Source organism: Pseudoalteromonas sp. SR41-8, assembly GCF_014163915.1.
In the GTDB taxonomy this organism is placed as follows: Bacteria; Pseudomonadota; Gammaproteobacteria; order Enterobacterales; family Alteromonadaceae; genus Pseudoalteromonas; species Pseudoalteromonas rhizosphaerae.
On the sequence record NZ_JACJEE010000016.1, the window covers coordinates 23,085 to 36,761 of the forward strand.

Annotated in this window: 15 protein-coding genes; 14 read left to right on the forward strand and 1 reads right to left on the reverse strand. The window is 40.7% G+C overall.

The window, feature by feature from the left end; genetic code table 11:
- Positions 1 to 25 precede the first annotated feature (25 nt).
- Positions 26 to 901, forward strand: coding sequence for a cytochrome c oxidase subunit 3 (locus H5162_RS12240; protein WP_145237792.1), 876 nt, complete (start codon positions 26 to 28; stop codon positions 899 to 901).
- On the opposite strand, the gene H5162_RS21520 is transcribed toward H5162_RS12240, so the two are convergent.
- A complete protein-coding gene (locus H5162_RS21520; RefSeq protein ID WP_145237795.1) occupies positions 801 to 1,115 on the reverse strand; it encodes a DUF2909 family protein in 315 nt (104 codons plus the stop codon). The two genes, H5162_RS12240 and H5162_RS21520, sit on opposite strands and share 101 nt — an antisense overlap.
- Before the next feature lie 12 nt (positions 1,116 to 1,127).
- Between H5162_RS21520 and H5162_RS12250 the strand changes: the two genes are divergently transcribed.
- The 13 genes from H5162_RS12250 to H5162_RS12310 all read left to right on the forward strand — a co-directional run bounded on the left by H5162_RS12250 (position 1,128) and on the right by H5162_RS12310 (position 13,632).
- On the forward strand, positions 1,128 to 1,868 hold the full coding sequence (locus tag H5162_RS12250; protein ID WP_145237798.1) for an SURF1 family protein: 741 nt from the start codon (positions 1,128 to 1,130) through the stop codon (positions 1,866 to 1,868).
- A complete protein-coding gene (locus H5162_RS12255; RefSeq protein ID WP_145237802.1) occupies positions 1,865 to 2,359 on the forward strand; it encodes a transmembrane cytochrome oxidase associated protein in 495 nt (164 codons plus the stop codon). Before H5162_RS12250 ends, H5162_RS12255 begins: the two co-directional genes overlap by 4 nt.
- A gap of 17 nt (positions 2,360 to 2,376) precedes the next feature.
- The gene (locus H5162_RS12260; protein ID WP_145237805.1) at positions 2,377 to 3,366 is read left to right on the forward strand and encodes a heme A synthase; all 990 of its coding nucleotides are present in this window, start codon (positions 2,377 to 2,379) and stop codon (positions 3,364 to 3,366) included.
- Between the two features lie 8 nt (positions 3,367 to 3,374).
- On the forward strand, positions 3,375 to 4,283 hold the full coding sequence (gene cyoE / locus H5162_RS12265) for a heme o synthase (protein ID WP_179959138.1): 909 nt from the start codon (positions 3,375 to 3,377) through the stop codon (positions 4,281 to 4,283).
- The gene (locus H5162_RS12270) at positions 4,280 to 4,903 is read left to right on the forward strand and encodes an SCO family protein (RefSeq protein ID WP_182778650.1); all 624 of its coding nucleotides are present in this window, start codon (positions 4,280 to 4,282) and stop codon (positions 4,901 to 4,903) included. Before cyoE ends, H5162_RS12270 begins: the two co-directional genes overlap by 4 nt.
- Before the next feature lie 169 nt (positions 4,904 to 5,072).
- Positions 5,073 to 5,345 (forward strand): lipid asymmetry maintenance protein MlaB, encoded by a 273-nt coding sequence (locus tag H5162_RS12275; protein WP_145238313.1) that lies wholly within the window; start codon positions 5,073 to 5,075, stop codon positions 5,343 to 5,345.
- Positions 5,346 to 5,354: 9 nt separating this feature from the next.
- Positions 5,355 to 5,717 carry a response regulator gene (locus H5162_RS12280; RefSeq protein ID WP_145237813.1) on the forward strand — a complete coding sequence of 121 codons (363 nt, stop codon included), beginning with the start codon at positions 5,355 to 5,357 and terminating at the stop codon, positions 5,715 to 5,717.
- 15 nt (positions 5,718 to 5,732) lie between these two features.
- On the forward strand, positions 5,733 to 7,820 hold the full coding sequence (locus tag H5162_RS12285) for a chemotaxis protein CheA (protein ID WP_182760133.1): 2,088 nt from the start codon (positions 5,733 to 5,735) through the stop codon (positions 7,818 to 7,820).
- Positions 7,817 to 8,302 carry a chemotaxis protein CheW gene (locus H5162_RS12290; protein ID WP_145237819.1) on the forward strand — a complete coding sequence of 162 codons (486 nt, stop codon included), beginning with the start codon at positions 7,817 to 7,819 and terminating at the stop codon, positions 8,300 to 8,302. The genes H5162_RS12285 and H5162_RS12290 overlap by 4 nt, the downstream gene beginning before the upstream one ends.
- 47 nt (positions 8,303 to 8,349) lie before the next feature.
- Positions 8,350 to 11,037, forward strand: coding sequence for a methyl-accepting chemotaxis protein (locus H5162_RS12295; RefSeq protein WP_182760132.1), 2,688 nt, complete (start codon positions 8,350 to 8,352; stop codon positions 11,035 to 11,037).
- Between the two features lie 121 nt (positions 11,038 to 11,158).
- On the forward strand, positions 11,159 to 11,980 hold the full coding sequence (locus H5162_RS12300) for a protein-glutamate O-methyltransferase CheR (protein ID WP_182718551.1): 822 nt from the start codon (positions 11,159 to 11,161) through the stop codon (positions 11,978 to 11,980).
- Complete coding sequence (cheD, locus tag H5162_RS12305; RefSeq protein WP_149980431.1) at positions 11,973 to 12,590, forward strand: chemoreceptor glutamine deamidase CheD; 618 nt, start codon at positions 11,973 to 11,975, stop codon at positions 12,588 to 12,590. The genes H5162_RS12300 and cheD overlap by 8 nt, the downstream gene beginning before the upstream one ends.
- A 10-nt stretch (positions 12,591 to 12,600) precedes the next feature.
- Positions 12,601 to 13,632 carry a chemotaxis response regulator protein-glutamate methylesterase gene (locus tag H5162_RS12310; RefSeq protein ID WP_182739922.1) on the forward strand — a complete coding sequence of 344 codons (1,032 nt, stop codon included), beginning with the start codon at positions 12,601 to 12,603 and terminating at the stop codon, positions 13,630 to 13,632.
- Positions 13,633 to 13,677 lie beyond the last annotated feature (45 nt).

Below are 13,677 nucleotides of genomic sequence, written 5' to 3' on the forward strand. Positions count from 1 at the left end.
TAATAGCTAATTAGGAGCAAACAAAATGGATAAAAATTACGAAAAATATTATGTTCCCGCGCAAAGTCCGTGGCCAATAGTTGGCGCATTTGCGATGTTTTTTATTGCTGTTGGTGCAGGTCTTACCGTAATGCAAGCAAGCAGCGGCGGTGGTGCTGGCCATTATGTGCTTTACGCAGGAATTGGTGTGTTGCTGTTTATGCTATTTCGCTGGTTTAAAAATGTCATTGAAGAGTCTGATCAAGGCTTATATTCAGCGCAAATGGATCGCTCGTTTCGTCAAGGCATGAGCTGGTTTATTTTCTCTGAAGTAATGTTTTTTATGGCTTTTTTCGGTGCCCTTTTTTATGCCCGGATGATCTCTGTGCCTTGGCTTGGCGGCGCCGGAAATAATGCCATGACCAATGAGGTACTGTGGCCTACTTTTGAAGCAATCTGGCCATTAGTTACTACACCCGGTGGTGGTACGACACAGGCTATGGGTTGGCAGGGATTGCCGCTGATCAACACATTAATATTACTAACCTCGTCGGTTACCTTACATTTTGCTCATGTAGGCATGGAGAACAATAAGCGTGGGCCATTAAAAGTATTTATGGCACTGACAATCGTATTAGGGGTCTGTTTTTTAGGGCTGCAAGTCGTAGAGTATATGCATGCTTATCAGGATTTAGGACTGACCTTAGATGCTGGCGTATATGGCAATACTTTCTTTTTACTAACCGGCTTTCATGGCATGCATGTGACCTTAGGAACTATTTTATTATTAGTCATGCTGATCCGCATTTTAAAGGGCCACTTTAGCCCAGATAAACATTTTGCGTTTCAAGCCGCAGCTTGGTATTGGCATTTTGTTGATGTGGTGTGGTTGTGTTTATTTGTGTTTGTATATGTGCTGTAACTTTATCAATTGGTGATGAGTTACTGTGGATGAAACCTAGTTTAAGGGCTGCAATAACAACCACTAAGACGATAACAGAAAACAGCACACGACGGCCTAAATAGTGAGACATAGGCCGTCCATCTGTTTTACCCGATACCATAATAAATAAGGCACGGAACAAGTTAAAAAGTATAAATAGTAGCAACAGTACGATAATAATTTTAATAATCACTGGATCACCTTTATGCAGTTAATTTTATGGCGTAAACAAAAGCTTAGCTCAATTATTACCATTTGCGTGGTAACCATTGTGGTATTGGTGTGTTTACGCCTAGGGTATTGGCAATTACAGCGAGCTGAAAGTAAAACTGAGCAATTAACACAAATAGCAGCCCTGCAAAGTCAGGGAGTAATGAGCTGGCAGCAAATGCAGCAACTGCCTAGTGATTGGAATAAAACGGGCTTGCAGATAAGTATCTCTGGAGTGCTAGATACGCAGCAATATTGGTTGTTAGATAATCAAGTTTACCAAGGTCAGGTTGGCTACGATGTACTTACCTTGCTGCGTTTACAGCAAAGTAAGCAAACTCTGTTGGTGAATTTGGGTTGGGTTAAAGCACCACTTACTCGCCAGCAACTCCCTAGTATAAACCTACCATCGACTCCTTTGGCAATGACCGTGCAATTAAAGCAAGGAAAGCTCAGTGGCTTTACTTTGCAAGATGCACAACACAAGACGGATACAGCATGGCCCAAGCGCGTACAAATTATCGATTTAGCATTGTTTTCACAGCAAACAGGTCGCGACATGATTGACTTTATTGGTTATCGGCAAGGTATCGCGGATGAGATTGCTGCGCCGCATTACCAAGCTGTGGTGATGAGCCCCGAAAAACATCAAGCCTACGCAGTGCAATGGTTATTGATTGCGATTGCCTGCCTTGTTATTGCTGTATTTGCTTTTAAAAAGAAGGAATTACAATGAAAAACAATCCGTTATTAATATTTATTGGCTGTTGTTTAGTGCCTTTAATACTGGCGTATTTGGCGTTAAAGCTTGAGTGGATACCTAGTGCATCGAGTAATAAAGGGGAATTTTTAACACAGGAAATAAAACTACAAGATTGGAAAAAAACGGAGCATAAACAATGGACTATTGCTTTAAATCACCCAGCACAATGCCAACAAGCTTGTGCACAGCAGTTACAAGCACTAGAGAACCTCTACATCGCTCTTGGTAAAAATCAAGGTAAAGTCGATGTAGCCATCCTTGGCCAGACACAGCAAAAAGAGCTGCCATGGCGTCAGTTACCTGAGGTTGATGTACTGCAACCAGCTAGTTTATATCTAATTGATCATATGGGCTTAGTGGTCTTGCAGTATCCTTACCATAGTGAGCCACAGCAAAACCGTTTGACTCAAAAAGGACTGTTAAAAGATTTAAAAAAATTACTTAACTATTCGCGTTCTAGCTAAATTAAGGAGTGCCAATTATGTATAAAAACTATAAACATTTGGTATTAGCCACTTTTATGTTATCGATCTTAGTTGTTGGCTTAGGGGCTTATACGCGCTTGAGTGATGCCGGATTGGGTTGTCCGGATTGGCCCGGTTGCTATGGCTTTTTAACGGTACCCAAGCATGAGGCTGATTTAGCCCATGTAGAGCAAACCTACCCTGATATGATGTTCGAAACCGCTAAAGCGTGGAAAGAAATGATCCATCGCTATTTTGCCGGCACGTTAGGTTTACTTATTTTAGCGTTATTTATATTGGCTTTATTAAAACGTCAATATCCAACCACGCCAATTAAATTACCCTTACTATTACTAATACTGGTGGTGTTCCAAGCGGCTTTAGGGATGTGGACCGTCACCATGAATTTACAGCCGCTGATTGTATTGGGGCACTTATTAGGTGGATTTAGTATTTTATCATTGGTTACATTATTGTATTTACGGCTAACGGCAAAACCAATTTTTGGCGGCGACGCCCCAGCTCGGCGTTACTTTAAACTTAGTCTAGTCGCATTAGTGGTGTTGGTATTGCAAATAGCGCTAGGCGGTTGGCTTGCTGCTAATTATGCGGCGCCGCACTGCAATGGCTTGCCATTGTGTAGTTACGGACAGCCGTTTTCATTGAGTAGTGTATTTCAGTTGCCATTAGAGCAAAGTACTTATGAATATGGTGTACTTTCACAGCAGGCTAGGATGTCGATCCATTTATTACATCGAATGTGGGCGTTAGTTACCTGTGTAGTATTAGCGCTGATAATGTGGCGCATTTATAGCCGTGCTGTGTCGAGAAAAATAAAGCATTGTACAGTCTCCGTATTGGTCGCGTTGCTGTGTCAAATTTGTTTGGGCTTGGCGGTTGTGCACTGGCATTTCCCGCTCGGCGTTGCGCTGGCACATAATTTAATGGCTGCCATACTATTGTTAACAGTCGTTCGTTTATGTTTTTACTTAAAAGCACGTACATAGGGGCAGTTATGACACCATTAATAGCAATAACAAAGTTAGCACCTAGCCAAATTAGCGGCTTAATAAATGATTATTTAGCGATCAGTAAATTTAAAGTAGTCGCGATGTTGGTATTAACAGCATGGGTTGGTTTAGCGCTGGCACCCGATGTTGGTCGTGGTATTGGCGTACAGTTTATTAGTTTACTGGGGATTGGCTTGTTATCCGCAGCAGCTGCGGTGATCAATCATGTAGTTGATAGCGAAATAGATAGCAAAATGGCACGTACACGCCATCGGCCAGTTGCTAAGGGGCGGTTATCTAAACTGCATGCTTTAAGTTTTGCCGCTGTTATTGGGGTGAGTGGTTTCATTATGTTGATGATCTGGGCTAATACTTTAACCGCTGTATTAACCTTATTTGCGTTAGTTGGTTATGCGTTTATTTATACCTCCTTTTTAAAGCGTGCAACGCCACAAAATATTGTTATAGGAGGACTAGCAGGGGCCATGCCGCCGTTGTTAGGGTGGGTATCAGAAACCGGGCACATGGCAGCTGCTCCTTGGTTATTGGTGATGATCATATTTACTTGGACTCCGCCGCATTTTTGGGCGTTGGCAATTGCTCGCAAAAGTGATTACGAACGCGCTAAGATCCCCATGTTGCCAGTCACTCATGGCATTGATTTTTGTAAAACCTGTGTAGTTGCATACTCTATTTTATTGGCTTTGGTATGTGTATTGCCTTATTTAATTGGTATGTCGGGGCTCATTTATTTAATTGCTGCGACATTACTTAATGGGATTTTCATCTATAAAGCGGTAAAACTAAAAATAGCGGGGAATGACGATACAGCAATGGATTTATTCCGTTTTTCAATTATTCATTTAATGATACTCTTTGTCGCCTTATTTATAGATAAATGGTTCGTTATATGAATAGCTTAGCAGTTAAGTGTGGGGCGAGAGTGTGGTTGGCGTTAAGTTTATTGCTGTTAACAGCTTGTAGTGACAGCGCTATGCCTGACGTTGAAGCTTTGGTATATGAACAAGCCAAACCTTTGAGTGATTTTACTTTACAAGATCAAAATGCTCAGCCAGTAACTAAGCAAACATTGCAAGGTCAATGGAATTTAGTGTTTTTAGGTTATACCAGTTGCCCAGATATTTGCCCTCTGACATTAGCTAAACTCAATGGCGTTTATAAAGCGTTGAAAGATGAATACCCATTGCAAATTTGGTTTTTAGCGGTCGATCCAAAACGCGATACAGTCGCTAAACGCAAAGCCTACATTGATTATTTTAATCCTGATTTTTTAGCGGTCTCAGGGGAACATAAAGATCTATTTCCACTAGTTAGAGAGTTAGGTTTGATTTACGCAATTAGTAATAGTGATGAGCAAAAATATGCCGTTGACCATAGTGCTTCAATTGCGATGGTTGATCCTCAAGGGGCGGTAAGGGCCATATTTAAACCTGAATTTAAACAGGGCAGTGTGCCATTAATTAATGCTAAATTATTAATAACTGAGTTTAAACAGATTGCGGATCATTATTAATAGAAAAGTATATTTTAATTATTTTCGAGGAGCGTTTAGCTCCTTTTTTGTTTTTCTTTTATCCCCCCTGTAAATAATTTCACTCTTTTTTCAACGCATTTATGGCATTTTTACTAACTCAGTCTAAGCTTTTGTTATGAATTGGTTAAACATGGAAAGTGCGAACAATATGATGAAGCTTCCCGCTGAACTAGCAATCACCCAAGTTGAAAACTTACACCAAGATTTATTACAAGAATTACACCGCAATGATGATGTTTGTTTAGACATTAGTGAAGTTGTACGCGTAGATACTGCCTCGATTCAACTATTGTGTGCTCTGCAAAAGCACTTGCTGTGCGTACATCACAAAATTATTTGGGTTGGGCAAAGTGAGCCTTTAAAAAATGCCATTAATCGCTTAGGCCTGAGTGAATATCTAATACTAGAAAATGCAGATTAAGGAGTTCATATGAAAAGAATTTTAGCCGTGGATGATTCGGCATCGATGCGTCAAATGGTGAGTTTTACACTGAAAAAGGCGGGTTTTGATGTCACTGAGGCAAAGGACGGAAGTGAAGCACTTAGCATCGCAAAACAACAAGGTTTTGATGCTGTGATTTCCGATGTCAACATGCCAGTGATGGATGGTATTACTTTGATCAGGGAGTTACGCACCTTACCAAACTATAAATTTACGCCATTGCTAATGCTAACAACAGAATCAGGAATGGACAAAAAAGTAGAAGGGAAAGCTGCTGGTGCAACAGGCTGGATAGTTAAACCTTTTAATCCTGAACAGTTATTAGCGGTTTTAAAAAAAGTAATTCGCTAATCTAGGGGATGGGGTATGAGTATAGATTTAAGTCAATTTTTTGAAGTCTTCTTTGAGGAAAGTTTTGAAGGCTTAGATGCGATGGAAGCTGAGTTATTAAACTTGGTACCTGGCGAAGAAGATTTAGAAACAATCAATACCATTTTTCGTGCTGCGCATTCTATCAAAGGCGGCAGTGGTACATTTGGTTTTAACTCTGTGTCTGACTTTACTCATGTGCTAGAAACCCTATTAGATCAAATTCGTGAGGGGAAACGAGAGCTTACCGCAGAGCATGTTAACCTATTACTTAAATCTGTTGATTGCTTGCGGGAGTTACTTCGTGGCTTACAAGCAGAGCAAGAACCTAATTTAGACGAAGCTATTGCACTGAGAATTAAGTTTGAACAGATTTTAGGGGTAGATCAAGCCGAAAAAAATAAACTGGAAGTCACTGCTAGCCCCGCTCAACTTGCGCTAAACACCTATCAGATTGATTTTAAACCACATCATCATTTATTTAAAACAGGCAATGAGCCACTGTATATGATCAGTGAGTTGGCTGAATTGGGCGATTTAGAGACTCAAGCTTTCAATAATGAGATCCCTGACATTGCTGATTTAAGTCCCGATGATTGTTTTTTATCTTGGCGATTCTTTTTAAACACAGCAAAAGATGAGAGTGCGATTCGAGAAATATTTGAGTGGGTTGAAGATGATGCTGATATTACCATCGCGTTGTGCGGAGGGTTATTTGCTGATGATGATGCGCAAATTACAACACCTGATGTAATTGAGGAAAACCCTAATTCAACTTCAGCCCCTGCAGTTGTCAATGTTGCTGCGGTTAAACCAATAAAAAAAGGCACTGCGGTCAAAGCAAGCACTCCAGCTGCAGAATCTACTTCAATCAGAGTAGGCATAGATAAAGTTGATTCATTGATCAATATGGTTGGAGAGCTGGTTATCACTCAAGCCATGTTGAGCCAAATTGGTCAACAAGAGATCACCGAAGCGACTATCGCCTCTTTGCAGGAAGGTTTAGCGCAATTGGCTCATAATACTCGTGATTTACAAGAAAATGTAATGCGTATCCGAATGCTGCCAATCAGCTTTGTATTTAGTCGTTTTCCGCGTTTAGTACGAGATATTTCGCAAAAGCTAAATAAGCAAGTTGAGCTAAAACTGTTAGGTGAACAGACCGAGCTTGATAAAACTGTAATGGAAAAAATATCAGATCCTATGGTGCATTTAGTGCGAAATTCGCTGGATCATGGTCTAGAAACTGTTGAACAGCGTCTTGCTGCAGGTAAAGACCCAGTCGGTACAGTCACACTTAATGCATTTCACCAAGGTGGCAATATTGTTATAGAGATCATGGATGACGGACAAGGCCTTAATACTGTAAAGATTAAACAAAAAGCGGTTGCTAATGGGCTAGTAAGTGAAGCTGATGAGTTGGATGATGATGAAATTAATGAACTCATTTTTATGCCCGGTTTTTCAACCGCGGATGAGGTAAGCGACATATCCGGACGTGGGGTAGGTATGGATGTGGTCAGGCGTAATATCCAATCACTCAATGGCTCGGTTGAAGTTTCATCTGCTGCAGGTGTTGGGTCTACCTTCACTATTCGCTTGCCACTTACGCTGGCTATTTTAGATGGTCAGTTAGTGAGGGTTGCAAAGCACACCTATATTATTCCATTAATTTCTATTGTTGAATCATTACAAATAGATATCAGCAAAGTCAGCCGAGTGGGTAAAGACCTAGATGTACTTAGACTGCGTGATGAATACATTCCTATCTTGCGTTTATACAGTATTTTTAATCATCAAGGTGCGATAGAAACGCTTGATAAAACCTTGTTAGTGGTGGTTGAAAGCGATAACCAAAAAATTGGTTTGTTAGTTGACGATTTATTGTCACAGCAACAAGTAGTGATTAAAAGTTTAGAAGCTAATTACCAAAAAGTAGATGGCGTGTCAGGTGCCACTATATTAGGGGATGGTCGGGTTTCGTTGATTGTCGATATCAGCGGCTTAATTAAATTATCAGGATTAAGAAAACCCGGTAGCCAAGAATTGATTATTGAATCGCAAGCCAACTTGGAGGCTTCATGATCTCTGCGCACAGCGAATTAGATAACAAAATAATGCTTGAACAGGCCCAAGGAGTTAAGCAGTTTTTAACCTTTATTATGGCTGATGAAGAATACGGTGTTGATATTTTAACTGTTCAAGAAATTCGCAGTTGGGAGGAGATCACCGAGATCCCGAATGCCCCAGATTATGTAAAAGGGGTGATTAATCTACGTGGCACCATAGTACCTATTTTAGATCTTAGATTACGGTTTGGCTTAGCGACGATTGACTATGGACCTTTAACAGTGGTGATCGTAGTGAAAGTAATTTTTGAGCAAAATAGCAAGATTATGGGAATGGTAGTCGATGCCGTATCTGATGTTTACAGTATTGTAGAGCAAGATGCGAAGACGGTGCCTAACTTTAGCGGCTCAGAGAATGCTGAATTTATCGCAGGGTTAGTGAATGTCGGTGAGAAGATGGTCGCGTTATTGGACCTGCAAAAAACAATGGATATTTAGCCAAATACTAAATATAGCAAATGGTGATCAACAAGAAGGTGATGGGCATGGGGTGGTTTAGTAATTCTAAAAAATCAAATAATGATTTAATCGTTACGGCATTAAATAAGTCACTTGCGGTGATTGAGTTTGAACCTAGCGGCATAATTATTACGGCGAATAATAACTTTTTAGATGTAATGGGTTACCCCTTAGAAGAAATTCAGGGCCAGCATCATTCAATGTTTGTATCTAAAAAAGAAGCTCAGAGCAGTGAATATAAAAGCTTTTGGCAAAGCTTGAAAGGCGGAGAGTTTATTGCTGATGAGTTTCAGCGGATCAGTAAAAGCGGCAAAGATGTGTGGATCCAAGCAACTTATAACCCCGTTAAGGATGAGCATGGAAATGTTATAAAAGTTGTGAAATTTGCCAGTGATATTACGGCGCAAAAGATGGTTGCTGTTGAAGCTGCGGGTCAAATTGCTGCTATTAGTAAATCTCAAGCGGTGATTGAGTTTGGTTTAGATGGCAGCGTGTTGACCGCGAATGACAACTTTTTGCAGACATTTGGTTATCAGTTAGAAGAAATAGTCGGGCGGCATCACCGTATATTTATTGAACCTGAGGTTGCTAAAAGTGAGCAATACCAACTGTTTTGGCAAAAATTAGGTCGTGGTGAATTTGACTCAGGTGAGTACTTACGTATCGCTAAAGATGGCAGTGAAGTATGGATCCAAGCATCTTATAACCCAATTTTTGATCTCAGTGGCAAACCTTATAAGGTGGTTAAATATGCGACAGACATCACAGCTCAAAAAGAATTAGAAAAAGAATCAAAAAGGGATGCTGATCTATCGAGCGCATTAACGATCTGCCAGGCGAGTGTGATGATGGCAGACAATGATTTACAGATAGTGTTTGCTAACAATCAATTAAAACAAATGTTCCAAGCCAGACAAGGTGAGCTGCAGAGTGTACTAGGTGATTTTTCCGTCAATAGTATAGTGGGCTCAAGTATTACGGCATTTTTTGAAAATACAGCACAACAGGTTCAGTTGTATACAAACTTGACCGACTCTATTGAGTCAAAACTAGAAATTGCATCGTTAATTTTTAATATTATTGCGACCCCTTGGTTTAATAAAGAAGGTAAGCGCTTAGGAACAATAATTGAGTGGCAAGATTTAACCGAAAGTATTAAAAAATCGACTGCTGAAAAACGTGCTGCTGAAGAGAATTTACGTGTACGAAGAGCGCTGGATCGGGTTGCCACAAACACCATGATTGCAAATACTAAAAACGATATTATATATATGAATGAAGCGGTGCAAAATATGATGCGCGCCGCAGAGCAAGATTTACGACGCGACTTACCTAATTTTGATTGTAGTCAGTTAATAGGGCAAAACATTGATGTATTTCATAAGAACCCAGCTCATCAACGCAATCTGTTAAGCAAGCTAACCGATACTTACAGTGCAGAGATACTTGTAGGTGGGCGCACCTTTGGCTTAGTTGCGAACCCTATTTTTTCCCCAGAAAATGAACGTATTGGCACTGTGGTGGAGTGGGAAGATCGAACAGCCGAAGTCGCAATAGAAAAAGAAATTGCTGACTTAGTCAGCTCTGCACGCAAAGGTAATCTAGACGCTCGTGTTACAGAGCAAGGTAAGGGCGGTTTCTTTTTACGCTTAGCTAAAGGTCTAAATGGTTTAATTGGTATTGTTGATGATGCTGTCACCGGTACTGCTAATATGCTTGATGCGATGGCCAATGGTGATTTATCAAAACGGATAGAGCAAGAGTATCAGGGGTCGTTTGAAAAACTCAAGCGTGATGCCAATACCACGGCTGATAAATTAACGGAAGTCATTAATCGTATTAATACCTCGGCAACCTTAGTGGCAAGTGGAGCAGAGGAAATATCTCAAGGCAACGCTGATCTAAGCCAGCGTACAGAAGAGCAGGCCTCATCGCTTGAAGAAACAGCATCTAGCATGGAGGAAATGACCAGTACAGTACGTCAAAATGCTGATAATGCAAAAGTGGTTAATGAATTAGCAGAAGAAACGCGCGACAAAGCGCAGCAAGGGGGCGAAGTTGTTAATCGCGCGGTGATCAGCATGTCGGCAATTAATGAGTCGAGTAAAAAAATTGCCGATATTATTAGCGTGATTGACGAAATAGCATTTCAAACTAATTTATTAGCTCTTAATGCCGCTGTTGAAGCTGCTAGAGCTGGTGAACAAGGGCGTGGCTTTGCTGTCGTTGCCGGCGAAGTGCGTAATCTAGCGCAGCGTTCCGCGGGGGCTGCAAAAGAAATTAAAGAGTTGATCAGAGATAGCGTTGGTAAAGTTGAAGATGGCACTTTATTAGTTAATGAATCAGGAGCCACTTTAAAAGAAATTGTTATTGCAGTACAAAAAGTAACTGAAATGATATCTGATATTGCAGCAGCATCCGAAGAGCAAAGTTCAGGTATTGAGCAAGTCAACAAAGCTATTTCGCAAATGGATGAAATGACCCAGCAAAATGCGGCCTTAGTTGAGCAAGCATCCGCGGCCAGCGAGTCAATGTCAGAGCAAGCGAATGATATGACCCGGTTACTGAACTTTTTTACTATAAGTCAGCAAGACGCTGTAATTAATACTGCATCAGTAACTCCTACTACCGCGCCACCACGTAGTAATAATATCCGTAGTAAAGCGCGAGGTAATAACTTTGCTAATTCAGCTGATGAATGGGAGGAATTTTAACGTTTTTTGCAATCGCATTACTAGTTAAGCCTCTGTACTTTGAAAAATCCAGAGTCTTAACTTTTAGCAATTTTGTTAATATTCAATCGCAGCTCAGTCACGCCTATTGCGAGTAATTGTAATGAAAGAGTTTTTACTAACCGACCATGATTTCAAGCAAATAGCTGCAATAGTTTATGACGCGTGTGGCATTGTATTAGGTGATCATAAACGAGAAATGGTCTATTCACGTCTTGCTCGTCGGCTCAGAACATTGCAGCTGACAAATTTTAAACAGTATTTAGCTTATTTAGAGGCACATAAAGAGCAAGAATTTAGTGATTTTATCAATGCAATAACAACTAATCTGACTTCTTTTTTTCGTGAATCACATCATTTTGATTATTTGCAATCCCATGTAATACCCAAGTTATTAGTGACAAATAAAAGCACTCGGCGAGTTCGGATATGGTCTGCAGGTTGTTCAACTGGGGAAGAACCCTATTCTTTAGCTATGACCTTACATGGGTTATTTCCAGCCGATTGGGATGTGAAAATTTTAGCCACTGATTTGGATTCAAATGTATTAGCTAAAGCACAATCAGGTACCTACACTGCGGCTAATGTGAATGGACTTGAACAACATCAATTACAGCGCTGGTTTTTAAAAACTAAAGATGGTGAGTTATTCAAAGTTAAACCTGAATTACAGCAAAAAATTCATTTTAAGCGGTTGAATTTATTACAAGACTGGCCAATGAAAGGGCCTTTTGATGTGATCTTTTGTCGTAATGTGGTGATTTATTTTGATAAAGAAACAAAAGATCAGCTATTCCACCGTTATTGTCATATTTTAGCTGATCATGGGTACCTATTATTAGGTCATTCTGAAACCATGGGAAAGGAGCATAGTGAGTTTAAAAACTTAGGTAAAACTATGTATCAGAAGGTGATTTATGGATAGTCATTTTAAGCCAGTATTACATGGGTTTGAGCATATTAAGCGGTTTTGGGACTCAGGTCAGCGGCAAGTTATTGCTAAAGTATTGCCCGGTGAGTTTTACGTGTCAAAAAACGATGAGGTGATTTCCACTGTGCTAGGTTCATGTATTGCTGCTTGCATTTATGATGACAAGCTTGGTGTGGGTGGCATGAATCACTTTATGTTACCGATTGAAAAAGGCGTAGAGCCAACTAGTGCGCATAACTTAAATTGTCGTTATGGTAACTGGGCGATGGAGTTTTTAATTAATGAAGTACTTAAAAATGGCGCCTCTAGGCAAAATCTAAAAATAAAACTGTTTGGCGGCGGTAAAATTATTCGCTCGATGACAGATATTGGCCTTGGTAATATTCGCTTTGCTTACTCTTATGTGCAAGAAGAAGGGCTAGAATTAGTGTCTCATGATGTGGGGGGGCCTTGGCCGCGTAAGGTCAATTTTAACCCTCAAACAGGCAAAGCGCAGGTTAAAAAATTGCGCGACATGCACACTGATGTGATTGAAAAACGCGAAGTCCGTTATTTACATGATATCGAAGAACAAGATTCTAAAACCGATATTGAGTTATTTTAAGGGGTAAAAAATGGTCAAGGTGTTAGTGATTGATGACTCGCCATTGATTCGACGAGTATTGACGGAGGTACTGCACCAGGCTGATGATATTCAGGTCGTAGGGTGTGCAGAAGACCCTTATCAAGCACGAGAAATGATTAAGCAACTTAATCCCGATGTGCTGACTTTAGATATTGAAATGCCGAAAATGGATGGCATTAGTTTTTTGAAAAACCTAATGCGTCTACGGCCTATGCCTGTGGTAATGATATCAACGCTCACCCAAAAAGGTTCACCGATGACTTTGGAGGCGCTGGAATTAGGGGCAGTTGATTTTATAGCTAAGCCGACAGTCAATGTATCTGAGCAATTAAGCCAGTATGCTAAATTAGTGCAACAAAAGGTCCGTACGGCAGCGGCGGCACGAGTACGGCCTTTTAAATTAAGCCAAGTACAACCTATCGAAACGTTAAGTAATGCACAGTTTAGTATCAATAAGGTTTTGGCGATTGGAGCTTCAACAGGAGGAACTGAGGCGATTAAAGAGGTGCTAATAAGAATGCCAGAAAACTGCCCTCCGATCGTTATCACGCAGCATATTCCACCTGTGTTTAGTAGTTCATTTGCTTTGCGCATGGATAGGACATGTACTATCAATGTCAAAGAGGCGCAGCAAGGCGATAAGTTAAAAGCTGGCTGGGCGTTTATCGCCCCGGGTGGTCAACACTTAAGCGTTATACAGCAAGGAGGCAGCTTATATTGTCAGCTTGATGAGAGCGAGCCGGTTAACCGTCATCGTCCTGCGGTTGATGTATTGTTTAACTCGCTGGTTAAAGTGTGCCCTAAAAATACCATCGCAGCTTTATTAACGGGTATGGGGAGCGATGGTGCGCAAGGTTTACTGGCGCTAAAACAGCATGGTGCTTATACCGTAGCGCAAGATGAACTATCGTCAGTGGTATGGGGCATGCCTAAAGCCGCTGTAGAGATCGGAGCAGCTTTAGCGGTGGTCTCGCTTGATAAAGTGACGCAGCATCTACTAAACCAAGCAATGAAAAAGTAGTCACCTTATAAACTTGAGCTGATTATCCCGGGCTCAGGTTGATAA

What these genes read in the sequence shown, in the direction of transcription:
- H5162_RS12240 (WP_145237792.1), top strand. Translation starts at nt 26, where the DNA reads ATGGATAAAAATTACGAAAAATATTATGTTCCCGCGCAAAGTCCGTGG.
- H5162_RS12250 (WP_145237798.1), top strand. Translation starts at nt 1,128, where the DNA reads ATGCAGTTAATTTTATGGCGTAAACAAAAGCTTAGCTCAATTATTACC.
- H5162_RS12255 (WP_145237802.1), top strand. Translation starts at nt 1,865, where the DNA reads ATGAAAAACAATCCGTTATTAATATTTATTGGCTGTTGTTTAGTGCCT.
- H5162_RS12260 (WP_145237805.1), top strand. Translation starts at nt 2,377, where the DNA reads ATGTATAAAAACTATAAACATTTGGTATTAGCCACTTTTATGTTATCG.
- cyoE (WP_179959138.1), top strand. Translation starts at nt 3,375, where the DNA reads ATGACACCATTAATAGCAATAACAAAGTTAGCACCTAGCCAAATTAGC.
- H5162_RS12270 (WP_182778650.1), top strand. Translation starts at nt 4,280, where the DNA reads ATGAATAGCTTAGCAGTTAAGTGTGGGGCGAGAGTGTGGTTGGCGTTA.
- H5162_RS12275 (WP_145238313.1), top strand. Translation starts at nt 5,073, where the DNA reads ATGATGAAGCTTCCCGCTGAACTAGCAATCACCCAAGTTGAAAACTTA.
- H5162_RS12280 (WP_145237813.1), top strand. Translation starts at nt 5,355, where the DNA reads ATGAAAAGAATTTTAGCCGTGGATGATTCGGCATCGATGCGTCAAATG.
- H5162_RS12285 (WP_182760133.1), top strand. Translation starts at nt 5,733, where the DNA reads ATGAGTATAGATTTAAGTCAATTTTTTGAAGTCTTCTTTGAGGAAAGT.
- H5162_RS12290 (WP_145237819.1), top strand. Translation starts at nt 7,817, where the DNA reads ATGATCTCTGCGCACAGCGAATTAGATAACAAAATAATGCTTGAACAG.
- H5162_RS12295 (WP_182760132.1), top strand. Translation starts at nt 8,350, where the DNA reads ATGGGGTGGTTTAGTAATTCTAAAAAATCAAATAATGATTTAATCGTT.
- H5162_RS12300 (WP_182718551.1), top strand. Translation starts at nt 11,159, where the DNA reads ATGAAAGAGTTTTTACTAACCGACCATGATTTCAAGCAAATAGCTGCA.
- cheD (WP_149980431.1), top strand. Translation starts at nt 11,973, where the DNA reads ATGGATAGTCATTTTAAGCCAGTATTACATGGGTTTGAGCATATTAAG.
- H5162_RS12310 (WP_182739922.1), top strand. Translation starts at nt 12,601, where the DNA reads ATGGTCAAGGTGTTAGTGATTGATGACTCGCCATTGATTCGACGAGTA.